This is a genomic window from Ammonicoccus luteus (assembly GCF_050880385.1).
Classification (GTDB): domain Bacteria; phylum Actinomycetota; class Actinomycetes; order Propionibacteriales; family Propionibacteriaceae; genus Enemella.
Genome location: NZ_JBNZCI010000004.1, coordinates 377885 through 401997 on the forward strand (window position 1 = coordinate 377885; position 24113 = coordinate 401997).

24 protein-coding genes are annotated in these 24113 nt (G+C 68.8%); 8 read left to right on the plus strand and 16 right to left on the minus strand.

Annotation, left to right across the window (positions count from 1 at the left end):
* Window positions 1–11: 11 nt before the first annotated feature.
* Window positions 12–590 carry a PadR family transcriptional regulator gene (locus ACQ260_RS11795; RefSeq protein ID WP_432559631.1) on the plus strand — a complete coding sequence of 193 codons (579 nt, stop codon included), beginning with the start codon at window positions 12–14 and terminating at the stop codon, window positions 588–590.
* A 22-nt stretch (window positions 591–612) separates the two neighbouring features.
* Here ACQ260_RS11795 and ACQ260_RS11800 read toward each other — a convergent pair whose 3' ends face one another.
* The 3 genes from ACQ260_RS11800 to epsC are packed head-to-tail and all read right to left on the minus strand — an operon-like array spanning window position 613 to window position 3276.
* Window positions 613–912, minus strand: coding sequence for a GNAT family N-acetyltransferase (locus ACQ260_RS11800; RefSeq protein ID WP_432559632.1), 300 nt, complete (start codon window positions 910–912; stop codon window positions 613–615).
* A complete protein-coding gene (locus ACQ260_RS11805) occupies window positions 909–2381 on the minus strand; it encodes an AI-2E family transporter (protein WP_432559633.1) in 1473 nt (490 codons plus the stop codon). Before ACQ260_RS11805 ends, ACQ260_RS11800 begins: the two co-directional genes overlap by 4 nt.
* A gap of 58 nt (window positions 2382–2439) precedes the next feature.
* Window positions 2440–3276, minus strand: a complete 837-nt coding sequence (epsC, locus tag ACQ260_RS11810) for a serine O-acetyltransferase EpsC (protein ID WP_432559634.1) — start codon at window positions 3274–3276, stop codon at window positions 2440–2442.
* 139 nt (window positions 3277–3415) lie between these two features.
* On the opposite strand from epsC, the gene ACQ260_RS11815 reads away from it, so the two are divergent.
* A complete protein-coding gene (locus tag ACQ260_RS11815; protein WP_432559635.1) occupies window positions 3416–3895 on the plus strand; it encodes a hypothetical protein in 480 nt (159 codons plus the stop codon).
* Between the two features lie 18 nt (window positions 3896–3913).
* On the opposite strand, the gene ACQ260_RS11820 is transcribed toward ACQ260_RS11815, so the two are convergent.
* On the minus strand, window positions 3914–4408 hold the full coding sequence (locus tag ACQ260_RS11820) for a pyridoxamine 5'-phosphate oxidase family protein (RefSeq protein WP_432559636.1): 495 nt from the start codon (window positions 4406–4408) through the stop codon (window positions 3914–3916).
* An 86-nt stretch (window positions 4409–4494) separates the two neighbouring features.
* On the opposite strand from ACQ260_RS11820, the gene ACQ260_RS11825 reads away from it, so the two are divergent.
* On the plus strand, window positions 4495–5064 hold the full coding sequence (locus ACQ260_RS11825) for a peptidase (RefSeq protein WP_432559637.1): 570 nt from the start codon (window positions 4495–4497) through the stop codon (window positions 5062–5064).
* A gap of 6 nt (window positions 5065–5070) precedes the next feature.
* On the opposite strand, the gene ACQ260_RS11830 is transcribed toward ACQ260_RS11825, so the two are convergent.
* The 10 genes from ACQ260_RS11830 to ACQ260_RS11875 all read right to left on the minus strand — a co-directional run bounded on the left by ACQ260_RS11830 (window position 5071) and on the right by ACQ260_RS11875 (window position 16008).
* Entirely contained in the window at window positions 5071–5961 is an 891-nt protein-coding gene (locus tag ACQ260_RS11830; RefSeq protein WP_432559638.1) for a 5-oxoprolinase subunit C family protein, read from the minus strand.
* The gene (locus ACQ260_RS11835) at window positions 5958–6593 is read right to left on the minus strand and encodes a 5-oxoprolinase subunit B family protein (RefSeq protein WP_432559639.1); all 636 of its coding nucleotides are present in this window, start codon (window positions 6591–6593) and stop codon (window positions 5958–5960) included. Before ACQ260_RS11835 ends, ACQ260_RS11830 begins: the two co-directional genes overlap by 4 nt.
* 4 nt (window positions 6594–6597) lie before the next feature.
* Complete coding sequence (locus ACQ260_RS11840; protein WP_432559640.1) at window positions 6598–7356, minus strand: LamB/YcsF family protein; 759 nt, start codon at window positions 7354–7356, stop codon at window positions 6598–6600.
* A 41-nt stretch (window positions 7357–7397) separates the two neighbouring features.
* Window positions 7398–7586: a methionine/alanine import family NSS transporter small subunit gene (locus tag ACQ260_RS11845; RefSeq protein ID WP_432559641.1), complete on the minus strand. Its 189-nt coding sequence runs from the start codon at window positions 7584–7586 to the stop codon at window positions 7398–7400.
* Window positions 7583–9211: a sodium-dependent transporter gene (locus tag ACQ260_RS11850; protein ID WP_432559642.1), complete on the minus strand. Its 1629-nt coding sequence runs from the start codon at window positions 9209–9211 to the stop codon at window positions 7583–7585. The genes ACQ260_RS11845 and ACQ260_RS11850 overlap by 4 nt, the downstream gene beginning before the upstream one ends.
* Before the next feature lie 114 nt (window positions 9212–9325).
* The gene (locus ACQ260_RS11855) at window positions 9326–10459 is read right to left on the minus strand and encodes a DNA glycosylase AlkZ-like family protein (RefSeq protein ID WP_432559643.1); all 1134 of its coding nucleotides are present in this window, start codon (window positions 10457–10459) and stop codon (window positions 9326–9328) included.
* Window positions 10460–10921: 462 nt separating this feature from the next.
* Window positions 10922–11803: a peroxide stress protein YaaA gene (yaaA, locus tag ACQ260_RS11860; RefSeq protein ID WP_432559644.1), complete on the minus strand. Its 882-nt coding sequence runs from the start codon at window positions 11801–11803 to the stop codon at window positions 10922–10924.
* Between the two features lie 118 nt (window positions 11804–11921).
* Window positions 11922–12455, minus strand: a complete 534-nt coding sequence (locus ACQ260_RS11865; protein ID WP_432559645.1) for a CarD family transcriptional regulator — start codon at window positions 12453–12455, stop codon at window positions 11922–11924.
* Between the two features lie 285 nt (window positions 12456–12740).
* Complete coding sequence (argA, locus tag ACQ260_RS11870) at window positions 12741–14141, minus strand: amino-acid N-acetyltransferase (protein WP_432559646.1); 1401 nt, start codon at window positions 14139–14141, stop codon at window positions 12741–12743.
* A 43-nt stretch (window positions 14142–14184) separates the two neighbouring features.
* Window positions 14185–16008 (minus strand): PhoX family protein, encoded by a 1824-nt coding sequence (locus tag ACQ260_RS11875; protein ID WP_432559647.1) that lies wholly within the window; start codon window positions 16006–16008, stop codon window positions 14185–14187.
* 121 nt (window positions 16009–16129) lie between these two features.
* Between ACQ260_RS11875 and ACQ260_RS11880 the strand changes: the two genes are divergently transcribed.
* Window positions 16130–17611: an amidohydrolase gene (locus ACQ260_RS11880; protein ID WP_432559648.1), complete on the plus strand. Its 1482-nt coding sequence runs from the start codon at window positions 16130–16132 to the stop codon at window positions 17609–17611.
* A 108-nt stretch (window positions 17612–17719) separates the two neighbouring features.
* Window positions 17720–17965 carry a DUF6458 family protein gene (locus ACQ260_RS11885; RefSeq protein WP_432559649.1) on the plus strand — a complete coding sequence of 82 codons (246 nt, stop codon included), beginning with the start codon at window positions 17720–17722 and terminating at the stop codon, window positions 17963–17965.
* 24 nt (window positions 17966–17989) lie between these two features.
* Here ACQ260_RS11885 and ACQ260_RS11890 read toward each other — a convergent pair whose 3' ends face one another.
* Complete coding sequence (locus ACQ260_RS11890) at window positions 17990–19810, minus strand: DUF2207 domain-containing protein (RefSeq protein WP_432559650.1); 1821 nt, start codon at window positions 19808–19810, stop codon at window positions 17990–17992.
* A gap of 76 nt (window positions 19811–19886) precedes the next feature.
* Between ACQ260_RS11890 and ACQ260_RS11895 the strand changes: the two genes are divergently transcribed.
* Genes ACQ260_RS11895 through ACQ260_RS11905 form a run of 3 tightly spaced genes read left to right on the plus strand, consistent with a single transcriptional unit; the run spans window position 19887 to window position 21831 of the window.
* Window positions 19887–20513, plus strand: a complete 627-nt coding sequence (locus ACQ260_RS11895) for a biotin transporter BioY (RefSeq protein ID WP_432559651.1) — start codon at window positions 19887–19889, stop codon at window positions 20511–20513.
* A complete protein-coding gene (locus ACQ260_RS11900; protein WP_432559652.1) occupies window positions 20510–21214 on the plus strand; it encodes an energy-coupling factor ABC transporter ATP-binding protein in 705 nt (234 codons plus the stop codon). Before ACQ260_RS11895 ends, ACQ260_RS11900 begins: the two co-directional genes overlap by 4 nt.
* Window positions 21211–21831 carry an energy-coupling factor transporter transmembrane component T family protein gene (locus ACQ260_RS11905; RefSeq protein WP_432559653.1) on the plus strand — a complete coding sequence of 207 codons (621 nt, stop codon included), beginning with the start codon at window positions 21211–21213 and terminating at the stop codon, window positions 21829–21831. Before ACQ260_RS11900 ends, ACQ260_RS11905 begins: the two co-directional genes overlap by 4 nt.
* Window positions 21832–21844: 13 nt before the next feature.
* Here the strand turns inward: ACQ260_RS11905 and ACQ260_RS11910 are convergent, their stop codons facing one another.
* Window positions 21845–24112, minus strand: coding sequence for a VIT and vWA domain-containing protein (locus ACQ260_RS11910; RefSeq protein WP_432559654.1), 2268 nt, complete (start codon window positions 24110–24112; stop codon window positions 21845–21847).
* Window position 24113 lies beyond the last annotated feature (1 nt).

A 24113-nucleotide genomic window follows, 5' to 3' on the forward strand; every position in this document is an offset into this window, starting at 1 on the left:
ATCGTCTTGGCATGAAAGCGATCGCCGAGGGAAATCAGTTGGTGTTGCCGTTCTTGGGCATGCTGCTCGAGCAGCCCCGGACGTCACGTGAGTTGCTGGGCCATCTCGGGCCGGGCTCTCGTTTCGAACACATCAGCCCCCACTCCGGCACGATCTATTCACTGATGCTGACCTTGGTCGATGCGGGCTGGATCACCTATGTCAACAAGGCACCGAATCACCTCGACCGCATCTGCGCCATCACTCCCGCCGGGCGCGAGGAACTGAAGCGTCGGCTCGGTGAAGCGCTGGTCAACACCTCATGGACCTCGGGTCACCAGTTCGTGACCGCTTTGCCCTATCTGCACCTCTTCGAGCGGGACGTCGCTGTCGCGTTGCTCGATCAGCGCGCCACCAGCCTCCGGGCTCGCTCCCTGGAGTTCATGGCGGCCGCCACCTCGAAGCAGCGGTCGCTGCCCGAGGTGGCCAAGGACGACTATCTCGACAGCCGCACCCAGTTCGAGATCACCTGGATCGAGGACTATCGCGACCAGGTCGCGGCCATGCCGTGGCCGCCGGTGGAATCGGTGGCGCCGGCGATGGTGCCCTGATCCGGAGTCACCGGGCGACGGCTCAGTCCGTGCTCGGCCGGTGGCGCAGGTCGGCGTACTCCTCGTGCTTCCCCAACCACCGCGCCAGGAACGGGCACGTCGGGATGGCGGTCAGTTCGCCGTTCGCCCGCAGGTCTTCAAAGACCCCGCGCGCCAGCGCGCTGCCGATGCCGCGTCCCTCGAAGGCCGGTTCCACGACCGTGTGCTGGAGATCGAGTGCGTCCGCGATGCGCTCATAGCTGATGTAGCCGGCGGTCTCGCCGTCCACGATCGCTTCATAGCGCTGCTTCTTCGGCTTGTGTTCGATGGTGGGTTCGCTCATGGTTCCTCCGTGTCGGGTTTCTTGTCGGGTTGTTTCTTGTCGGAGTGCGACTTGTCGGGTGCTGCCGGCTCCGGTCGCCGGAGGAGCCTTCTGAGCTGATTCAAACGTGGCCGCGGGATCATCGGCTGGAGGATAGGTGATTCCGCACGCGCGTCCGGCACCTCATCCTCGGCGGGTGCTGGACTGCGACGGAACAGCTTGGTCAGTTGCGCTGTGGCCGCGGCCGCCAGCGCCCCGTCGGGCGTGACCACCCGGATCGTGCTCGGGTCCCGTTCGCCCGAGACCACATCGATCTGTTCGCTCAGATAGCGCAACACCACGAGCGCCGTCGCCACCACCGGCACCGCGAGGAACGCGCCGATGAGCCCGAAGGTCGTGCCGCCGATCGCGACCGAGACGAGACTGATCGCCGGGTGGACGTTGATGCTCCGGCGCTGCAGCAGCGGGAACACCAGGTTGCTCTCGATCTGCTGAACCGCGATCACCAGCACGAGCACCCACATCGCAGTGGTGAAGCTGTTCGACACCAACGCGACCAGGACGGCAAGGGCGCCGGCCACGAACGCGCCGACGGTTGGGATGAACGAGAACAGGAACGTGATGATCGCGAGCGCGAATGCGAGTGGAACCTGCAGAAAGACCAAGCCCAGCCCGATGCCGATCGCGTCGATGGCGCCGACGACGGCCTGGGTGCGGATGAAGGCGCCGAGGGTCGACCAGATCCGGGCGAGAACCTCGCTGAGATGCTGCCCGGCGCGCCTGCCCGCCAGCAACCGGACGGCCGGGAGGAATCGGTCACCGTCCTTGAGGAAGAAGAAGGTGAGCATCAGCACGAGGATGATCGTGATCAGGACGCTGCCGACGGTGGAGACGCCGGTGAAGACCCCCGACGCGATGCTGGACGCCTGTCCCTGCAGCCAGTTGGTGGCCTGGGAGGTCATCTGCTGCAACTGCTCGTTGTCGATATTCAGTGGCGGACCGGCCAGCCAGCGTTCCAACTGCTGCAGGCCACGGCTCGCGGCGGAGACGACCGCGCTGATCTGCTGGACGATGCCCGGAGCGACCGAGGCGAACAGCCCGCCGACGATGGCGACGAACGCCAGCAGCACGACGGCGGAGGCCAGCCCGCTGGGGAACCTGATCCGCTCCAGGCCCTGCTTGAGGGGATAGAGCACGGTGCACACGATGATCGCAAGCATGATCGGGATGAGGCCGACCTGCAGCTTCGCGAGCAACCAGAAGATCGCCGCCGTGGCGAGCATGATGCCGATCAGGCTCCATGCCCAGCGACCCACCGAGCGCACGCCCGCACTGATGACCGTGCCGCGGTCGATGTCGTCGTCGCCCTGCTGTCCGCCGGAGTGCCCGAAGGCGGTCGAACCGCCCTTCGCGAGCGGATCCTCCGGCGGGGGCGGGGGGAGAGGCTGATCGAGCTGGCTCCGTCTCTCCTCAGCGCTGTCGTGCGTCATGTGTCGACTCTATGTGGAGCCACTGACAGCGCGGACGGGTGGCGCCCCGGGAGAACCCTCAGATGACGTACTCCGGCATCATGTCCTCGATCCGCGGGTCCATCGTCTCGCCCGGGCAGTCGCTCGGCCGGTTGGTGCGCACCACCTTGGCCGGCACGCCGACCACGGTCGAGTGCGGTGGGACATCCGCGAGCACGACGCTGCCCGCGCCCACGCGGGAATAGTCGCCCACCTGGACGTTGCCCAGCACGATCGCGCCCGCGGAGATCAGGCAGCCGCGTCCGACCTTCGGGTGGCGGTCGCCGCTCTCCTTGCCGGTGCCGCCCAGGGTCACGCCCTGCAGCAGCGACGTGTCGTCCCCGACGACGGCGGTCTCACCGATGACGATCCCCGTCGCGTGGTCGATGAAGACGCCGGTGCCGACCCGCGCGGCCGGATGGATGTCCATGGCGAAGACCTCGGAGATCCGGGACTGGATCATGAAGGCCTCGGTGGTGCGGCCCTCGTGATAGAGCGCGTGACCGACCCGGTGCATCTCCAGCCCCAGGAAGCCCTTGGCGAAGAGATAGGGAATCAGGAGATTGGGGTACGCAGGGTTGCGCTCGACGCTCGCCACGAGGTCGATGCGGGCTGCCCGACCGACCTCGGGGTGCTGCGTCAGCACGTCGAAGAACATGTCGTGGAGCGGAGCCTCATAGGTGTGTCCGTCCGAGGCGGCCTGGGCCATCGCGGTCGCAAGGCTGTCCTCGAAGCACGAACGGCTGGTGACGCGCAGGTTCATCAGCGAGCGGAGGCTCGGCGACCGCTCCTGGAGGCTGGCCTCGGCGACCAACTGGTCCCACACGCCGTCGATGTCGGCCGTGTCGATCGTTTCGCGTACTTCCGTCTGTGTCATGTCGCTCCGTCCCGAAAGACTGGGTCCGGTGGGGACCCGGCCCGGCCTCAGACTAGTCGCATATCGCGGATTTCAATAACCCTATAGGCAGGTCAACCAATTGAATTTTCATTTATTCCCGGCGGCGTAGGCTGATCCCGTGGAACTCGCCGACGTGCGCCAAGGCTTGTGGACGACCGCGACCGTCCGCTCGGCGGCGGCACTCGTGGCCACCAACGACGCCGTCGTCGAGGTGTCCGTTGCCCCTGGTGGGCGTTGGGTCGCCCGCAGCCACAACACCGAATGGGTCGGCGGCCCGGGCTCGGTCGAGTGCTGGCGAATTCATCCGGCGGGTGGGGCGCGGGAGGTCCGCCATGGCCGTGCGCCCGGATGGGTGCACCCCACGGTCGGTCTCCTGTGGCCCGAGATCCTCCCGCTGTGGGGCCGGCCCGCCGACACCCACCGGCCCGAACGGGTCATCGACGGGTCCTCCGGTCCCGGGCAGGTCCTCTTCAGCCCCGTCGACGGGCTGCCGGAACCGCCGACCGCCCTGGACATCGACCCGAAGCGGTGGCTGTGTTTGCGGCTGGAGATGCCGGGGCGCGAGTGGACGCTCCGGGACTATCAGGTGAGTGCCTGACGTTCCCGCGGGAACGCCTCAGCTCTTGGGGATCACCCGCTCGGCCGTGCCCGTTCTCGCCAGGACCACTTCGAAACGGCCTGCCCGGATCCGCGCGGCCGATCCGCCGCTGATGTCACAGCGGAAGCAATGTTGGAACGGCGTCTCCCCGCGCAGATCGAAACCGGTGCGGGCGAACATGTCCTCGGCGATGGCCCGGTGCACGTTCGCATCCAGGTCGTCCTCGACCACACCCCAGATCTTTGCGTCGTCGTCCTTCACCTCGGTGTCGACGGTCGCGGTGTGCACCGTGAATCGTGGATCGCGCGCGAGGTCGTCGAACTTGCGGGTGTTGGGCATCCCGATCAGGAACAGATCGTCGCCGAAAAACACCGGCTCGACCGGTGACACCCGTGGCCAGCCGTCCGCGCGGAGGGTGCCGAGAAAGCAGAGCTGGCCGGTGGCGGCGTGTCGGCGCCGGAACACCTCGCTCACGATCGGCGCGCCGGCTGCGAACTCAGCCCACCGTGCCATGGTCACTCCTTGGTCTCATGTCACAAGCCTGTCACTGCCATCCGTGTCCTCTTGAGCCCGACCGCCCGATGGCTGCATGCTGGATCATGGCCGAGCACATTGATCCCCCGCACAGCGACACCGGTCCTGACCCCGACCCGCGTGCCGTCGAGGTGGCGCCGCTGGAGTCCGAGGGCAACCTCGCCGGCTTCCTGCTCCTGCGCAACTGGCCGCGCGACACCGTGGACTGGGCCAAGCTGCTGGTGATGGCGGTCCGGCTGGCGGCCGTGCCCGGTTTCCTGCCCCGGAGCACCGTCTTCAGTGTCAACGACGAGCACCCGCACACGGTGCACCCGCGGGCGGTCGGCATCATCATCGCCGCAGGGCCCGTCATCGGCGCGGGCGCCCTCGCCCCCGGCGACCTCGCGCCTGCCCCGCAGCCACCGGGCCTGCTGGTCCTCCACCCGCCGAAGTGCACCGTGTCGCAGATCCCCGGTCACGACACCGCGTCCGGCTGCTTCTTCTTCCCCGGCCTGCCTCACCTCGGCCTGGACCACCGCGCCGCATGGGCCCAGGCGGACATGGGCGGCAACGTGACCCACCTCGTCAGCAAGGGTGATGTCGACCCGTTCGAGGACGCGGATACGGCTGCGCTCGCGAGTCTGCTCGTGGCGTGAGCCCGGTCATCCGCGGGTCACGAACCTGATCTCGTCGCCCGGACGCGCCTGCGCGATGCGGTCGGAGGCCGTCGGCGTCAGCACCCCGATCACCGGATAGCCTCCCGTCACCGGATGATCCGCCCCGAAGACCACCGGCCGGCCGTTGGGTGGCACCTGCACGCTGCCGCGCACCATGGGTTCACTCACCAGTTCGCCCAAGCCCGAGCGGCGTTCGAGAACCGGGCCACTGAGGCGTACGCCGACCCGATTGCTCTCCGCCGACACCACCCACCCCGACCCGACGAGTCGCGCGAGCCCGCCGACGAACCAGTCGTCGCGCGGACCGGGCACGATCGCGAGTTCGATCGGGCCGGGGCCCAGCGGCCAGGCGGTGGGCGCGAACTCCACCGGTTCGAACTCCCACCCAGCGCTCGCGGGACCGATCGCCAGCAGTTGCCCGGGCTTCAGGGGGTCCGGGCCGAGCCCGCTCAGCACGTCGCTCGACCGCGACCGCAGGACCGGGGGAACGGCGAAGCCACCGCGGACGGAGACGTACGTCCGCAACCCCCGCTCCGGCACCCCCAGCACCAGCTCTTGGTCGGCCTGCACCTCGAACGCGGCCCCGTGCCCCACCGCACGCCCGGCCAGGGTCGCCCTCGCGTCCGCGCCCGTCAACGCGACCCAGGCCCGCGTCCGGCATCGCAGCGCGAGCCCGCCGAAGGTCACCTCAAGTGCCGCGTGTTGATAGTTCTGGCCGACCAGTCGCTGGCCGAGCCTGTACGCGGCCCGGTCCGCCGCCCCCGAACCGCTCACCCCCAGCGCGGCGAACCCCGGGCGCCCGAGGTCGCACAGCAAGGTCAGGGCACCGGTGTCCAGCACCTCGAACGCCGCCCGGTCCGCCGGATCGCCGGTCATCGGATCGCCTCGAACACGACCTCCGTGCCGGGCGCCAACAGCGCAGGCTCGACCGCGGTCGCGTCCCACAGCACCGCGTCGGTCCGGCCGAGCAGCTGCCAGCCCCCTGGCGACGCGCGCGGATAGATCCCGCTGAAGCGTCCGGCGAGACCCACCGCGCCGGCCGGGACCTGGGTCCGCGGGGCGTCGCGCCGCGGGACTTGGAGGCGGGGGTCGCCGCCGACGAGGTACGCGAACCCCGGAGCGAACCCCCCGAATGCCACCCGCCAAGGTGTGCCCGTGTGCGCGGTCACCACTTCGTGCTCTTGGAGTCCGGTCAAGCGCGCGACCTCGCCGAGATCGGGCCCTGCGTACTCCACCTCGATCCGCACCCGCCGCCACGGTCGCGGCAGCGCCTCCGCGGTGACCTGCGCCGCCAACCGGACGATCGCGGCGCGCGCCTCCGCCAGCCGCTCGGCAGGGCACTGCGCGAGCAGCGTCCGGGCGGCGGGAACGAGGTCGGTCACCGGCAGGTCGGTGGTCCGGAGGGCGGCGTCGAGGGCCAGCACGCCGGCCAGCGCGTGGTCCGGATCCTCTTCCCGGATCTCGATGAGCACGGCGTCGACCCCGCACGGCAGCAGGCGGATGTCCATGGGCTCACCGGAAGCTGGCGACGTGCACGCCTGCGCCCGTGAGCACCTCGAGCACGCGGCGAGCAATGCGGATCGTGTTCGGGGTGTCGCTGTGGACGCAGAGTGTGTTGGCCTCGACCGGCACCCGCCCGGCACCGCCCGCCGCCTCGACCTCTCCGTCGACCACCAGGTGCAGCATGCGCGCGGCGATGGCCTCCGGGTCGTGGAGGACAGCGTCGGGCTGGCTGCGGGGGACGAGGGTGCCGTCGGGGCGATAGGCCCGGTCCGCGAACGCCTCCGCCACTGTGCCCAGGCCCCGCTCGGCGGCCCGTCGCAGCAGCACCGAGCCGGGCAGTCCCACGATCGGGAGCTCCGGATTGAACGCGGTGATCGCGTCCAGGACCGCGTCCACCTGCTCCTCGTGGTGGGACATGGCGGTGTACAGCGCACCGTGCGGTTTCACATACCGCACGTGCGTGCCCGCGATCCTGCACATTCCGTCGAGCGCACCGAGTTGATAGAGCACGTCGGCGGTGAGCTCGGCGGGAGCGACATCGAGGAAGCGACGGCCGAAGCCGGCCCGGTCCGGATAGCTCACGTGCGCCCCGATCGTCACTCCCCGCTCGGCCGCCGTGGCGACCGTGCGACGCATGACGACCGGGTCACCCGCATGGAATCCGCACGCGACGTTGGCGCTGGTCACGATGTTGAGCATCGCGTCGTCGTCGCCCATCCGCCACGCGCTGAAGGACTCCCCGAGGTCGGCGTTCAGATCGATCTGCATGGGGCAAAGTCTGCCCGACCGGCGTGGTCCGGAGCGCAGGCTCAGGTGTCGCGGCGCAGCGGGGCGTCGTGCTCGCGCTGCAGGTCGTCGGCGACCAGTTCCTCCGGCTCCGGGGGGAGCAGGTTCGGATCCACCTCCGGACGGAGCCGGATGTTCACGATCGCGGCCACGAGGCCGCCCCAGACGATGATCAACGCGACGACCATCATGATGAGCGCGATGGGACTCATCGGCCGACCTCCTTGTTCCCGGTGGTGTTGTTCCCCGTGGTTGCGGCAGTGTCCCGTCGCGCGTCGGATCGTCCGGCGTCCCTGATCGGCGGCCACGCATCGAAGAAGGCGTCCGAGTCGGCCTTGTGGCGCCACGGGATCGCGGTCATCACGAAGGCGACGACGATCAGGAAGACGATGGTGCCCCAGCCGAAGACGCCGAGATACCAACCCGGATAGCCTTCATAGCCCTCGCTCACCAGCGTGATGACGCGCTGGACCAGCATGAAGCCCAGCACGACGGGACCGAGCAGACCGACGAGCACCGTCCACCAGGGCCCGACGTGGAACGTCGAGACCGTGTTGAGGTGGATGCGGAGTTCCTTGCCCCTGCGCATGACCCAGATGACGAGGATGGACATGATGATCGCGGACAGCACGATGCCGAGGTTGTTCGACCACATGTCGACGGTGTCGAGGGCGATCAGCCCCGACGTGGTGCCGAACAGGCTCACTGAGATCAGGCCGCAGACGATCGTCACGATGATGCCGGCCGGCACCCGGCCCAGCCCGAACTTCTCCTGGATCGAGGCAGAGATGCCCTGCACGATGGAGATCAGCGAGGTGAAGCCCGCGATCACGAGCGACGCGAAGAACACCGCGCCGAAGATGTTGCCGCCGGGCATCTCCGAGATCACCTTCGGGAAGGTCACGAACGACAGGATCGGTCCGCTGAGGCCCTCGAGGTCGCTGATCTGCGTCGCCTGCTGATGGGCCATGAAGCCCAGGGTCGCGAAGACGCCGATGCCGGCGAGCAACTCGAAGGACGAGTTCGCGAACGCGACGACCAGCCCGGCGCTGGTCATGTTGGCCTTGCGGCGCTGATAGCTGGCGTACGTGATCATGATGCCGAACGCGATCGACAGCGAGAAGAAGATCTGGGCATAGGCCGCAATCCACACGTTCGGGTCTGCCAGCGCGCTCCAGTTCGGGGTGAAGAAGGCGTCCAGACCGTCCAGGGCACCCGGCAGGAACAGCGCGCGGATGACGAGGCCGATGAACGCGACGACCAGCAGCGGGATGAAGATCATGTTGAGCTTCTCCAGGCCCCGGGCGACGCCGAGCAGGAGAATGACGCCGATCGTCACCCACACGAGGATCATCGGGACCATCACGCCCCACACCGGCGTGAGGGAAACCACCGGATCGCCGACCTTCAGATAGTCGGAGACGAAGAACGTCGCGGTGTCGTCACCCCAGCGGAGGTTGAAGGAGAAGATGAAATAGCTCGCGGCCCAGGCGACGACCGCCGCGTAGTAGACCGAGATCACGAACAGCAGCGCCGTCTGGAACCAGCCCAGCGGCTCCGCCCACTTCGCCATTCGGCGGAAGGCCAGCGGCGGAGCGCCACGGAAGCGGTGGCCGATCGCATAGTCGAGGAAGAGGATCGGGACGCCGGCGGTGAGCAGGGCTACGAGATAGGGAATCAGGAAGGCGCCGGAGCCGGAGGAGTACGCAACCCCCGGGAAGCGCCAGATGTTGCCCAGGCCAACTGCGGAGCCAATGGCTGCCAGGATGAAGCCCGCGGAGTGATTCCACTGCTCACGGGTCTGGTTGGCGGGTAGGTTCGCCGAACGGGTCGCCACGGCCGCTCCTCTCGTCGGGTCTGAATGCTCCCGACCACGGTCCCGTCTTCTGTCCAGGTCGGCAAGTGTGAACCCTTCCCTGACCGGGGATCGTGACGATAAGGTGACCCGCCCTCAGGCGAGGCCCGCGTACTCCACTCCCGTCGCCACCATCACCTCTGCCGCATCGTCGACCGCGGATCGCTGTGCTTTGGTCGGTTCGGACCACCAGGAGACCTGGAGGTGGAACCGTTTTCCCTTCGTGCGGGGGCGCCAGGCGGCGAGGGGGAGGCCATCGGAGACGAGCACCCCGGGGCGGCCCAGCACCGGCCAGAGCTCCTTGTGGCGATCCTTGTTGCCGTCGGTCAGCAGGTGTCGGTCCTTCGCGGCCAGGAACAGATCGAAGCCGTTGAGGAGTTTGAGGCCCGGTTCGGTCTTGTCTGGTTCGGCGGCGCTTTCCAGAGCGCGCACGTCCTCGGGCAGCAGCCACGCCTTCTCACCCGCCCGGTCGACCTCGACCGCATCGTCCGGCCAGAGCTTCTTCGCCTCGGTCACGGTGGTTTCGAGGAAGGCGGCGAGGTCCTTGGGGGTGGCGGGGCCGAGGAAGTGGAGGTACGCGCGGCCGACGTGGTGGGCCGGCTTCGCCTCGCGCGGATCGACGGGCGTCTTGGCCGGTCGCGCGCCGGGGATGCGACGCAGGGTCGGAGGGTTCGTGCCCGGCTCGTGCTCGAGGCCGCCATGAAGTGCCGCGATCCGGAAGAGCTGCTCGTGGCAGTGGGTTGCCTTGCACGGACGGCAGTCGGTGAGCAGGTCCGGGGGCAACCGTGGGGTGAGGGCTGCGGAGGCCTCTCCTTTGGTCATGGGCTTGGTGAGGATGCCGTGGAGTTCCCGGCCGATCTCGCAGAGTGCCTGCAGGTGATCGATCGATGCCTTTGCCGCGCCGGCAGAGCGTTTGGCGGCGTCTGCCGCCGAGACCGGCCAGACCGCTCGCTCAATCTCCGCCAGATCGGCGCGGCGATAGAAATGCGGCGCGCCACGCAACGACCAGGTGAGGGCGAGATCGTCGGTGAACCCCGATGTCACGCGGTCCGCCTCAGCCCGAGTCACCCCTCGTGCCCGCAGTGCGACCCGGCCTGCATCACCTGCACCGGACTGGACGCCGAGGTCGAGGATGGCCACCTGGGTCGCGTCCTTGCGGGAATCGGTGGCACGGTCGAGCTCCTGCTGTCGCCAACGAAACCGAAGGACCTGCTCGCGGGTTGTGCGCATGTGACCAATCTAGGTTCAGCGGCTTGCTGAGGACACGGTCGCGGGACATGCCGCAGGGATTGCTCGTTGACGGCGGGTGAAACCCCCGAAGTGGTGCTTCGGATGGGGTGAAACCCCCGAAGCATCCGGGGACGGGGGCTGAAACCCCCGAAGTATCCGGCTGCGCGGCCTGAAACCCCCGAAGCATCCGGGGACGGGGCCTGAAACCCCCGAAGCTCACTTGAAACCCCAGTTGCAACGGGGGTTTGAAGGCACTATCGGGGGTTTCAAGGCGCTGCAAGGGGGTTGAGGCGGTGGAAGGTCAGCCCGTCATGGAAGTCGGCCCATCGTTCGAGTTGCTCGACGCCAGTTGTGGTCTCGCCAAACCGACAGCCCCATTTGCCCCCCGCTGTCGGCCGGCTCTCCTCACCCCGACAGGCCGTGCTCGTCCCGGCAGGCCGTGCTCGTCCCGGCAGGCCGTGCTCACCCCGCTGTCGGCCGGTCCTCGAAGCTGCGGACGAACACCGGCTGGGCAGCGGTCGAGGCTTTCTCGTCGAAGCGATAGCCCGCGCCGTCGAACTGGGCGAGATCCCGTTCTTTGCGGACGCGATTGAGCACGAGCCAGGCTGCCATTTCACCTCTGGCGCGTTTGGCGAAGAAGGAGACGATCGACCGTTTTCCGCGTGCGTCGGTGTCCTCGAAACGCGGCGACACGATGGTGGCGCCGAGGATGCGGGGTCGGACGACTTTGAAGTACTCATCCGACGCCAAGTTCACCACCACCGGCGCACCCGGCGAATCCTGCAGGTCGTCTCGGAGCAACTCGCTGACCCGATCGCCCCAGAACTCATAGAGGTTCTTGCCCCGATCAGTGACGAGCCGCGTGCCCATCTCCAGCCGATAGGGCTGCATCAGATCCAACGGTCGGAGCACGCCATAGAGCCCGGACAGGATGCGCACCGTCTTCTGGGCCTCGGTGAAGTCGCGCTCCCCGAAACGTTCGTCGGCGGCCATCCCGAGATAGACATCGCCGTGGAACGCCAAGACTGCGGCGCGCGCATTCTTCGGGGTGAACGGGGTGTGGAAATCCGCGTACCGCTGCACGTTCAGCGCGGCGAGCTCGTCCGAGATGTGCATGAGCCGGGCGACATCGGCGACGGACTTCTCCCGCATCACCTCGATCAGCTCGGTCGACTCCTCCTGGAGTCGCGGCTCGGAATGCTTGCGCGTGGCGAGCTTCGATTCATAGTCCAGCGACTTCGCGGGGGACAGAAGGATCAGCACCTTGGCCAGCCTAGTGGGCCCGCACAGCCCGAACACTTCCAGCGGCCCGCGCGAGCTCCACCACAGTGGCAGCAGTGCCACCACCTGTCCGTCGGCTGTACGCCGAGGACAACGAGAAAGCAGTGGCCGCGGCCCTGCTTGCGCGTTGGGCCGCGGCCACTGCCACGGGTTTGAATGTGCTCTGACTTTCCCGGGGGACTCAGGCGGCGACGGGCTCCATCTCGTCGATCCGGTCGAGCACCTCGGGGGACGCCTCGAGGACCAGGGCCTGCATCACAGCCCGTGCCTGATCGGCGGTCTTGGAAACCGCGAGGGCGATCTCGGCCACGAGCGGGGCCGAGGCCTCCTTGAGCAGTTCCTTTTCCGCCAAGGACAGGCCGCGCTCCTCGCGGCGACGGACAAGGTCGCGGACGACGCAGGCGATGCGCACCGGGTCACCGGTGGCGACCTCCATGCGCTGGGCCTTCATGCGACGCGACCACTGGCTCTCCTGCTCACGGCTCGGGCCGCACAACACGGACACGAGCTCCTCCAGCAGGGACTTGCCCGCCACGGTCCGCAGTCCGATCTCCTCGGCCTTGGCCACGGGCATGCAGACCGACATTCCGGTTTCGCTGATCTCGAGATCGAGATAGTCAACGGGAACCCCTCGCACCTTGCGCGACGTCGTTCCGGTGACGACGGCGGGCCCGTGGTGGGGGTGGATGACGGTCTGGCCTACGGTGAACTCCATGCAAATGCCTCGCTGAACTCGAACCACCACCGTCTCAGCGCATCACTGCGCGGTCCCGCGCCAGCCCCTCGTGTGGCAGGGTCTGGGAGGAAGATGCGGGATCACGGCGCCCATGGGCTCCATCCGTGAAGCCCCCGGCCTTCCGCGAGTCGGGACTCCATTTTATCACTTCCTCGCCGGAGGCCGAGACGGGCGTTCCATTAGGCGAATTGGGAGTTGCCCGCAGTGGCGTCGCGGGGATATCGCGAGGGCGACCTCAGGCCTGCGCCCGGCACGAAAAACCCGTCACAACGGGTGGGTCAGCACCAACGAGTTCCGCGCGGGGTTGTAGTCCGCCCGCTTCGGCGCAGGGAGGTCGGCGACGGTCCCGAGGGTGAAACCATGCTCCAGGAACCACCCCGGCGTCTGCGTGGTGAGGACGAACAGACGATCCATCCCTTTCTCCTTCGCCGCCCGCCGCGCGTGCCGCAGCATGACGGCCGCGAGTCCTCTGCCCTGATAGTCGGGATGCACGGCCACACAGGAGAACTCGGCGGCGAGATCCTCGGCGAACTCGATCAGCGCATAACACGCGATCACCATCCCGTCGCGCACCATGACCGCGAACTGGTCGATGTCGACCTCGATCTGCTCCCGGCTCCGTTGGCGGAGCAGCCCGGCTTCCTCGAGGGGGCGGATGAGCGTGAGGATTCCCTGCACGTCGTCGATCCGAGCGTCGCGCGTGGACTCGTAGTCGTCATCGGCGGACACCATCAGGCCGCAGCCATCACGCGTGTACAGCTCGCGCAACAACGGCGACGCCCCCTCCGTCCCGATGAAGTGGACGCGCCGCACGCCGTTGCGAGCAGCGGTCAGTCCGGCGGCAATGCAATTGCGGTCCTCCGGTGACAGGCCCGCCTGCCGGTCGTCCGCGGCCAAGGTCTCCTCGGCTGCGGAGAGCTGGACCTGGCCGGCGTCGCCGGCGCCCATGACGAGCCGCCAACCGCCCGGCTCTGATTCCATGACGAAGATCAGCTTGTCCGCGCCGAGCCCGGTCGCGACCGCTTGCGCAACCTCGGCATTGCGGACGTTGAAGGTCTCGCCGGTCGGTGAATAGCCGACGGGGGACAGCAGGACGATCCGGTCGCCCTGCAGGGCATGGCGGATCTCGGCGATGTCGACTTTGCGCACCCGTCCGGTGAGTTGGTGGTCGATCCCGTTGCGTACGCCGACCGGTTGCGCGGTCACCCAAGTGCCGCCGACGACCTTCAGCGGGACGCGGGTCATGGGCGAGCCGGTCTCGACGCTGGCGGCGAGGCGGGCCTCGATGTCCATGCGGAGTACGCCGATCGCCGCTCGCACCGCCTTCATCGTGGGTGCATCGGTGATGCGCAGATCATCGGCGAACCGGGGCTGGATCCCCCGGAGAGCGAGCTCGGCCTCGATCTGGGGGCGGGCGCCGTGCACGAGGACGATCTTCACCCCCAGCCGGACGAGCAGGGCGATGTCGCCGAGCAGCCGGTCGGAGTCGTCCCGGGCGCAGTTCTCGCCGGGGAGGGCGATCACGAACGTGCGGCCATGATGGCCGTGGATATAGGGACCGGCACTCCGGAGAGCGCTGACGAAGCCCTCTCCGGAGGTGGTGTCGCCGGTCCTGCCCCAGATCTCGGGGGCGTCTGCGATCTCGGGACTGCCGTCAGTGCTCACGCTCACCGACGATAGTCCTGAGATCCCCAGCCGGTTCAGTCGGTCAGGAACCGACGATCCCGCCGTTCTTGCGGACGATCACGATGGTGGCGTCGCGCGGCACGGGGCCGCTGGCTCCGGTGAACGGCTCCGGGAAGTTGCTGACCGAGGGGTCACCGTTGCCGGGGTGCTGGATGTTCGCCAGCATGACCCGCTGGTTGTCCGCCACGGTGATGCCGGTGACCTCGCCGCCCTTGACACCGGTCAGCAGACGCTTGAACTCAGCGGTGGCCTGGTCCGCAACCAGCAACTGGTCGTTCGCGCCGCCGGGCTGTGCGCCGTCGGTCTCGACGAACACGCGGCCTTTCTGGTCGGCCCAGATGCCATCGGGCGAGCCGAACATCTGGCCCCACTGGTCTTTGACTTCCTTGGCGATGGCGAAGAAGTCCCACTGGAACTTGGTGCCGGTGTGCTGCTCGGTGTCGACCCACTTGACGATGTGGCCGTCGGAGTTCGGGCCGGGCGGGTTGCCCGGACGGTTTTCCGCATAGGGCCGCGTGTTGTTGGTCAGCGTGCAGAACATCTCCTCGCGCTGGCCGACGGTGATCCACTCGGGCCGGTCCATCTTGGTGGCGCCGGCGACGTCGGCCGCCATGCGGGTGTGGACGAGGATGCGGTCCATGCTCCAGTTGGCCAGCTTCGGGTTCTTCGGGCTCAGCTCGAGCCACTCACCGGAGCCGTCCTCGTTGAACTTGGCGACATAGAGCACGCCCTCGTCCAGCGGATGGATGCCGCGGGCGAACATCGACTTCCAGTTGCCGGCCGAGACGAACTTGTAGATGTATTCGTTCCGCTCGTCATCGCCCGAATAGACCACGACGCGCTTGCCGCGACCCTCGACGACGGTGGCGCCTTCGTGCTTGAACCGGCCCAGCGAGGTGCGCTTGATCGGCTTCTGGTTCGGCTTCTGGGGATCGATCTCGACGACCCAGCCGAAGCGGTGCTCCTCGCCGGCGTTCTTCGACAGGTCGAAGCGCTCGTCGAACTTGTGCCAGTCCCAGCCCTGCCCGGCGGTGAGGCCGACGCGCTTCTGCTCCTCGGTCGGCTCCCAGCCGGCAGCGGTCGCGCCGAAGTACTGGTGGAAGTTCTCCTCACAGGTCACATAGGTGCCCCACGGTGTGTAACCCATCGAGCAGTTGTTGACAGTGCCCTTCGGGTTGTCGTTGTCGACGGCGACCTCGAGCAGCTGCGAGCCCTTGACCGGGCCCGAGAACTCCACCGGGGTGTTCACGTGGACACGGCGGTTCCGCTTGTCCCGCTTCATCTTGAAGGTGTCGCCCGTGCGCTGGAGCGCCACGACGGCCACGCCGTGGACGGCCTGGGAGATGCGGACCTCCTCCAGGCTCTCCAGGTTGTTGCGGCCGAAGATGTGATAGTTCGTGCCGTACTCCTGGTTGAGGCACAGCACCTCGTCGTCGAACAGCCACATGCCGTCGTGGCCCAGGCCGATCGACTGCTCCTGCTGCGCAGAGGTCAGGCCTTCGCGCTTGAAGGACTCGCCGCTGCCGTCGATCTTCTCCAGCCAGGGGAGGATGACCGACATCGAATACTCCGGCGCGATGGTCGGCATCGGGCCGGAGTCCAGCGGGATGGAGGTGAAGGAGATGAGGCCCTTGTCGGCGCCCTTGCCCTGGCCGTTGTTGTTGTTCGGGCCCTTGTTGGGGTTGTTCGGGGCGGCGTGGGCCGCCGCGGTGCCGCCGAAGAAGCTCAGGGCGGCAAGGCCGGCGCTGCCGGCGAGGAAGCTGCGCCGGGTGGCGCGGGCGTTGACGATGTCGGCGAAATGCGGGTTGTCGCTCGGATTGCTGATCTCGTCGTCGTGATCGTGCACGTTTGCTCCTTTGTCGGCAGGGGTGTTCCCTGCGTGATCCGGTGGGAACCTAGGAAGCAACGCTGAATCCGCCGCCAAGGCGGGATGAACCATCGCTGAGCAACTGGTGAATGCTTGTGAGGTGCCTGTGAATGATCTGCTGATTCGGCGAGCACGCCTGGTGTCGTTGACGGCATCGGCGCCCACGACGCCGGTCGATCTGCGCGTGGTGGCTGGGCGCGTTGCCGAGATCGCTCCGAGGCTGGCGCGATCGCCCGGCGAGGAGGTTGTCGACGTCGAGGGCCGCTGGGTGATGCCGGGCCTCTGGGACCATCACGTTCACATGCTCCAGTGGGCGCAGCTCTTGGTTCGCCTCGACACCTCCGGCACCTCCGGTCCGGCGGCGGTGCTCGATCTCGTCCGGTCCCGTCTCGCGACGGAGCCCGGGGACGCTCCCGTCGTAGGGTTCGGCCATCGCATCGCCACCTGGCCCGAGCAGCCGACCACGGCTGCGCTCGACGCCGTCGCCGGTGACCGTCCGGTCGTCCTGATCAGCGGCGATGCGCACCACGGCTGGCTCAGTTCCGCAGCCCTGCGCATGCTCGGCCTGACCCCGCGCGACGGCATCGTGCACGAGGCCGAGTGGTTCGAGGCGTACGCACGGCTCAGTGCCCGGCCCGACATCCTCGCGCAGGGCGAGAGTGCGATCGCGGGCGCTGTGCAGCGAGCGGCTGCGCTCGGCGTGGTCGGGGTGACGGATTTCGAGTTCGGTGGGGCGTACGCGGACTGGCCCGCGCGGCTGGCCCGTGGGATCGGTGACCTGCGCGTGCGTGCGGCCACGTATGCCGAGGGGCTCGACGAGGTCATCCGCGGCGGCCGGCGGACCGGCGACCCGCTGGAGGATTCCGGGCTCGTGCGGATGGGACCGCTGAAGATCATCTCGGACGGGTCGTTGAGCACGCGGACCGCGTACTGCTGCCAGCCCTATCTCGGACCCGGCGCGACCGACCATCCCTATGGCGTGTTGAACACCCCACCTGACGAGCTGCGAGCCCTGCTGACCCGGGCACATGCAGCCGGGCTCGAGATCGCCGTGCACGCGATCGGGGACGCCGCGGTCGCGTCTGCACTCGACGGGTTCGCCGCCACCGGCGCGCGCGGATCGATCGAGCACTCGCAGTTGATGGCGGCCGACGACATCCCACGGATGGCGCGGCTGGGTCTCGTGGCGAGCGTCCAACCCGCGCACCTCATCGACGACCGCGACGTGGCAGAGGTGTGCTGGGCCGACCGGACCGAGCGGTGCTTCCCTCTCCGCGCTATGACTGACGCCGGGATCCGACTGGTCTTTGGTTCCGATGCGCCGGTGTCACCGCTGGACCCGTGGCTGGAGATCGCGACGGCGGTGCGCCGCAGCGGCGACGAACGCGGACCCTGGCATCCGGAGCAGCGGCTGACCGTGACCGAGGCGCTGGCGGCGAGCACCGACGGGCAGGGCACGGTCGCGGTGGGCGCCCGCGCGGACCTCGTGGTGCTCGATGTGGACCCACGCCGAGCAGCCGAGGAACGGGTGCCCGTGGCCGCGACGCTGCTCGCCGGACGGTTCACCCACTGGGCGCTGTGACCCCTGCGAGGTGCACGAGCCGGGTGGAACGTCCGAATCGATATGAGCGCTTATCGCTAGGATTTCTGGGAAGCGGGCCCGCAGGGCCCGGACACGAAGGAGAAACCCATGCGTGCAATCCGGGTGGGCGGGCCGATTGTGCTCGCCGTCATCGGTCTGATTCTGGCCCTCGCTGTCTCTGACGCCATCCCGGGCGTCGACCTCACGATGGTCGGCTGGATCCTGTTCGGTGCCGCGCTCGTGTGGCTGGCCATCGAGGTCATCATGAACCGGCCGCGGACTCGCGTCACCGAGGTGCACGAGTCGCGCGGTGGCGGCGACGCCATGCGCCGTGAGGAGCAGCGCGACATTTGAGTCGCGAGTGGGCGGTCGGCTGGGTCACCAGCCGCCGCCCCCGCCGCCACCGAAGCCGCCGCCGCCACTGAAGCCCGAGCCACCACCGGTCGCCGCAGTGGCGGCGGAGCTGACTGCAGCCGCCATCGCGCTCGACATGGCCGATGTCATGCTGTCCATCATCGAGCCGAACGCCGCTCCATAGAAGAAGCCGGTGGAGTGGGGGGAGCCGTACCAATACATGTTCGGCTCATAGCGGCCCTCCCGGGCCAACTGCTCGAAGACCTTCGTCCAGCGCTCGGCGACGCCGAACACGATTGCGTACGGCAAATAGCGCGAGAACACGTCGACCCCCTCCTCGAAGCGGATCTGATCGGCCTCGGCCGTGCGCAGATAGAGCTCGAAGCCCTTGGTCTGGGCGAGCATCGCCGACCCCTCCGCGGTGCGGGCGGGCATCGATCCGGAGACCGCCATCAGGACGAGACCGGTGATGATCCCGGCCACGCCGACCAAGCCCCAGCCCGCGGTGACACCGAGCAGGAACCCGACGCCGACACCGGCGCCGGCGATCAGCACGCCCAGGCCCATCGCCGTCGCCTTCGCCAGGTCGGGCCGGCGCCGGAACCAGCCGCGCTCCTGGGCCACCTGGCGATAGAGGGCTGCGCGCGTGTTGGGCAGCAGACCGGCGTACGCCTTGTCCCGCATGTCGTTCGTCGTCACGCGCTGCCGACCGCGGAACAACCGCCGCATCAGGTCGCGCTCGAACGGGAGCAGCTGGTCGTTGCTCTGGCGCAGGGTGAACTGCCAGTTCTTGTTGCTCACCTGGTCGATGTGGATGTGGCCACGGACCGCCAGGCCGATGATGGCGCCGGTGATGTCCCGGTTGTCGGCGGACGCGTCGATGAGTGTGCCCAACTCGCCGGCCGTGGCATTCTTCGGCGGGCTGAACTGCACGGTCACGGGACGCTTGCGGGCGGTGCCGACCTGTGCTTCCTCTCCCGCCATGGGCGTGAGTCCCGGGGTCAGGCCCACATAGGCCTCGTCGCGGCCACGACGGCGCGCCTGGTGGATCACCGTGCCGACCCCCAGCAGGGACAGCACGGCCGTCAGGCCACCGGTGAGCGGGGTGACCGGGAACATGTTTCCGATGTGTGGGCGCTTCTCATAGCGGGGTTCGGCGCCGGTGAAGGTCCCGGCCGGGAAGCCGGCCACCACCTGCATGCCGCGGTTCGGGCCCAGGTTCGACGCGGCGAAGGTGCCCGCGCTGCCGTCCGACGCGCTCTGGCATTCAGTGGTGAAACCGGAACCGGTCCAGCAGGCGACGCGGTCGATGTTCGCCGGCCCCTCGACGCGCACGCTGGCGGCCCGGATCGGGACCTGCCAGCCCAGTCCGACCGCATTCCAGTTGAACTCGTCGAGACCGCTCTGGGCGTGGTTCGGAGCGATCAATCCGCGGATCGAATAGGTGATCCGATAGTTCTGCACGCCGGTGAAGCGCGTCCCCTGCCGACCCACCCGGACCAGCAGGTTGCCGTTCTCCTGCTGATAGGCAAGGTTCGTGTTCGCACCCGTTCCGCTCGTCACCGACTCGACGTCAACGTCCATCATCCGCCACACGTCTGGGTTGTCGAGGACCTCCTGGCGCAGCGGCAGCACGATGAACGGGCCGTGGCCGGGATCGCGGGCGAAATCGAAGTCGAAGTCGAGCGTCACCCGCGCCAGGCCGTCGGGCTGCAGTTGGGCGGTGACGTCATAGCGGGGAATGTTCCAGGACGATGGCTGATCGTCCGCGTACGCCCGTGGCGCGAACGACAGCGATGCCACGACCATCAGCAGAACGAGCAGCAGACGAGCGGAATGCCTCATGGTCCAACGGTATACACTCACTGGACTTGAACAGTGTTCAAGAAGCTCGCCCCCAACGTTCTCCGGAGGATCCCCCGTGACCAGCACCGTCACCACCGAGCGCGCCTCGCGCCGCGCGTTCGCCCCCGTTGACATCGCCCTCGTCGCGGTGTTCGCCGCCCTCGTCGCGATGCTCTCGCTCGTCCCGGCCATCCCGCTCGCCGGTGGTGTGCCCATCACCCTGCAGACGCTGGGCGTCGCCCTCGCCGGTCTCGCGCTCGGCCCGGTGCGCGGCTTCCTGGCCGTGGTCCTCTATCTGCTGGTCGGCTTCGCGGGACTGCCGGTGTTCGCCGGCGGCACGGCCGGCCTCGCGGCCCTGGGCAAGCCCTCGGCCGGTTATCTGTTGTCGTTCCCGATCGCGGCCCTTCTCGCCGGCCTGCTGTCACGGGCACTGCTGCGAACGAAGCTGCCGCGCTATGCGGCCTTGTTCATCGCGGGCATCGGCGCGAGCATCCTGATCATCCACCCGGCAGGGATCGCCGGCCTGATGGCCAACGCCAACATGGCGTTCGGCAAGGCGGCTCTGACCGACTTGGCCTTCTGGCCGGGCGATGTGGTGAAGAACCTGGTCGCGGCCGGCCTCGCGCTGGCGGTGTTCAAGGCGTTCCCGGATCTCTTCCTGCGTCGCCGCAAGCGCCCGGCTGGGGATAACGTCCTCAGGTGAGCACGATCCGGCTGGCAGGCGTCCGCGTCGACGTGCCGGTCCTCAGCGGCCGGGACGTGATCGACAAGACCCTGCTCGCCGACCTCGACCTCGAGCTCGCCGAACGCCGCATCGCGGTCATCGGCGCCAACGGCTCCGGCAAGTCGACCCTGCTGCGGCTGCTCAACGGGTTGATCGAGCCCACGAGCGGCACCGTGACCGTCGACGGGCTCGACACCGTCCGCGATGGCAAACAAGTGCGCGGGCGGGTCGGCTTCATCTTTACCGACCCGCTGTCCCAGCTGGTCATGTCCACGCCCATCGAGGACATCGAGCTCAGCCTGCGGCGCCGGGTGCGGGGGCGGCGCGAGCGGGAGGCGGCGGCGTACTCCCTCCTCGAAACCCGCGGCCTCGCTCACCTCGCCCGCCAGTCGATCTATGACCTCTCGGGCGGGGAACGCCAGCTCGTCGCCCTCACGGCCGTGCTGGCGGTCGAGCCCGCCATCCTTGTCGCCGACGAGCCGACCACCCTGCTCGACCTGCGCAATCGCGAGCAATTGCGTCGCGTGTTCGCGGAACTCGACCAGCAGTTGGTCGTCTCGTCCCACGACCTCGACTTCGTGGCCGACTTCGACCGGGCGCTGGTGGTGGACGCCGGCCGGATCGTCTTCGACGGTGCCCCCGCCGCGGCGGTCGCGCACTATCGGGGGTTGATGGTGTGAACGCGCATCATCAGTTGTTCGGGCTGTTCGTCCCCGGCACCTCCTGGCTCCACCGACTCCCCGTGGGCGCCAAGTTCGCGCTCATGCTCGTGGTCTCGATCGTGCCGTTGATCGTGCGCGAGCTGTGGCTGTCGGCCGCACTGCTCGCGGTGGCGGCCGTGCTGCTCACCACCACCCGAATCCACTGGCGGCGCTGTTTGGTGCTGGCACCGATGATCTGGGTGCTGGCCGCGTGCCTCGTCGCCTATCAACTGATCTGGGGGACGTGGCAGATCGGGCTGATGTTGGTGGCGAACTTGGTGTTGTGTGTGTACGCGGCGCGCATTCTCACTCTCACCACCCCCGCCACGGCGCTGCTCGACGCGCTGGTCGTCGCGGCTCGGCCGGTCCGGCTCGTGGGCGGCAGCCCCGAACGAGTGGGATTGGCCGCGGCCCTGATGATCCGGAGCATCCCTTTCCTGTTCGGTTCGTTCAGCGACGTGCGGGCCGCCGCCCGGGCTCGAGGGCTGGAGCGCAACCTGCTCGCGCAGTTGACGCCGGTGGTGGTGGGGGCCGTGGCGTACGCCCGCGCCACGGGCGAAGCGCTTGCCGCCCGCGGCCTCGGCGAGGACGACTAGTCGCCGCGCCGGTTCACCACAGAGGTCCCGCGTGGTGTTCCCACAACTCCTCGACCTCGTCGAGGTTCTCGGGCAGACCGGCCACCGCGTCGAGCAGGTCCTGCGGTGCCCCGACCGACTCCAGATCGGACACCAGCTCCGCCAACTCGCGCGCGAGTGCAGGATCGCCGCCCGCGCGGAAGCGGGCGAGGATCTTGCGGACCCGGTCGGCGAAGGGTGCCAGCGCCAAGGCCGGCATGGTGGTGTCCTCCATGGGCGACACCGAGGCCAACACGTCGGCTGCCGGTTCGGGCCGCGCGAGGCCCAGCCACGCGCCGGCATCCCGCAGTCGTCGTGCGCGGGTCGGCCGGACCATCGCCGCGGGCGGCTCGGGTTCGGAACGCAGAAAGTCGGGAACATCCAGGTCCGCCATCTCCATGGTCGGCACCACCATCGAGTGCATTGGCATCGCCGGGTGCTCAGCAACAGGCTGGACGACGGTCTGGAGCGGGCCGGTGACTCCGTCGGGTCCGATCGCCAGCCACGCCGTGAAGGGGCACAGCACCTGATGGGCGAGAGAGAATTCGACGATCATGTCCCGGGTCGTGCCGCGGCGCCGGGTCTCCAGCCCGTCCTGCAGCTTTTCCAGATGGGCCCGCGCCCAGGTGTTCCGCAGCGCGTCCAGGTCGTCCCGGACGAGGGTCGCGGTCGCGGTCCATTCCTCGACGCCGGCATCGCTTTCGGCGAACACCGACACCTCGGGCGCCGCGTCGAGCGTGCCCCGCCAGCGTCCGGTCACGATGGTGGGGCCGGCCGGGAAGAGGTCCGCGCACTCAGGCGTGGTGAACGCGCGGTCGATCCGCACGCCCTCGACCGCCACCGCGAGCCCGCGCGCGACCGGCCGCGCGATGCGGCGGTGCACCTCCTGCAGCACGCGATCGAGTTCGTCCTCCGACTCGACCAGGTCACAGCGACCTCCGCCGACTGCGGCGAGGCGTCGCAGGAACGTCGCGTTGACCGCGTGGTCCACGCCCAACGCATAGATCCGCGCCCCCTGGAGGCGTTCGGCCATGAGGCGCAGCAGTGCCGCTTCGTTGCCGACCTGCCCGTCGGTGAGCAGCACAAGGACGCGCTCCCCGTCGGCCGTCGCCAGGGCGTCGGCGGCACGATCCAGCGGCCCGGCCAGTTCGGTGCCGCCCCGGGCGGTGAGACCGCCGAGCCAGCGGATGGCGGCGAAGCGGTTGCGGTCGGTGGCCGGCACCGGTTCGTGCTGGTCCCGGGCGGTCTCGATGTTGTGGTCGAAGCCGAGCACGAGGAAAGAGTCGTCCGCGCCGAGGGAATCGATGATCCTCGCGGCGGCACGCCGGGCCGCGACGATCTTCCAGCCGTGCATGCTGCCCGACCGGTCCAGGGCCAGCACGACGGTGCGCGGCGTCGGGTGCGGCGCCTGGCCAGGACTGACGACGACCTGCCAGGTGCCCTGGGTCGGGTCGTCCTGATCGGCGGCGAAGGCGGCGGTTGCGGTGGTCGTGTCGGTACGCAGGCCGAACCGGGCGACCAGATCCCGATCGAGGTCGAGATCGGGGGCCTCGGCCAGCGACCAGCCGGACTTGCCCTCCGTGAGCTGCACACCGGGGCTGACGCGGGGCGTCCCGGCCAGCAGACCCGCCGGGTCGACCTTCACGTCCAGGTGGATCCCCACGCCGGTCGGACCGGGCTGTCGGGGCGGCGACACGCGCGAGGCGTCCGGCACCTGGTCAGTGTCCGGCCACCGGCCGGTGCCGCTGGGGTCGGTCGCCGTCGGCGTGCCCGGGTGATAGCGCTCGCCGACCACCAACGGGATGCGCAGGGTCGCCTCCCCGGAATCGACGCCCAGGCGACCGGCCAGCCGCAGGGTGATCGTCGCCTCCTCGCCGGGGGCCAGGTTGCCGAGTTGAGCGGTGAACACGTCGCCGCGTTCCTGCTCCAGCAGGGCGGCGCGACGGCCGCGACCCAGCGCGTCCTCGTAGTCCGTCCGGGCCCGCCCGCGCTCATCAATGCGTCCGGTGATCTCCCGGTCGCCCAGCACGGCGGTCAGCCCGGCGACCGCGAAATGGTCCGGCAGCGGGAACGTATAGACCGCTTCGATCGGCGTCGCCCGGTCGTTGCGGAACGTCTGAACCAGGGCGAGCGAGGCCGACAGGCCGGTGACCGTGCCGGACAGCGCGACGTTCCGCAGGGGGAGCGCGCCGTCGGCGGTGGCGAGCCCCCAGTTCGGCAGGGGCGGGCAGCAGGACGTCAATTCGTCGGGGCTGAGGTGCATG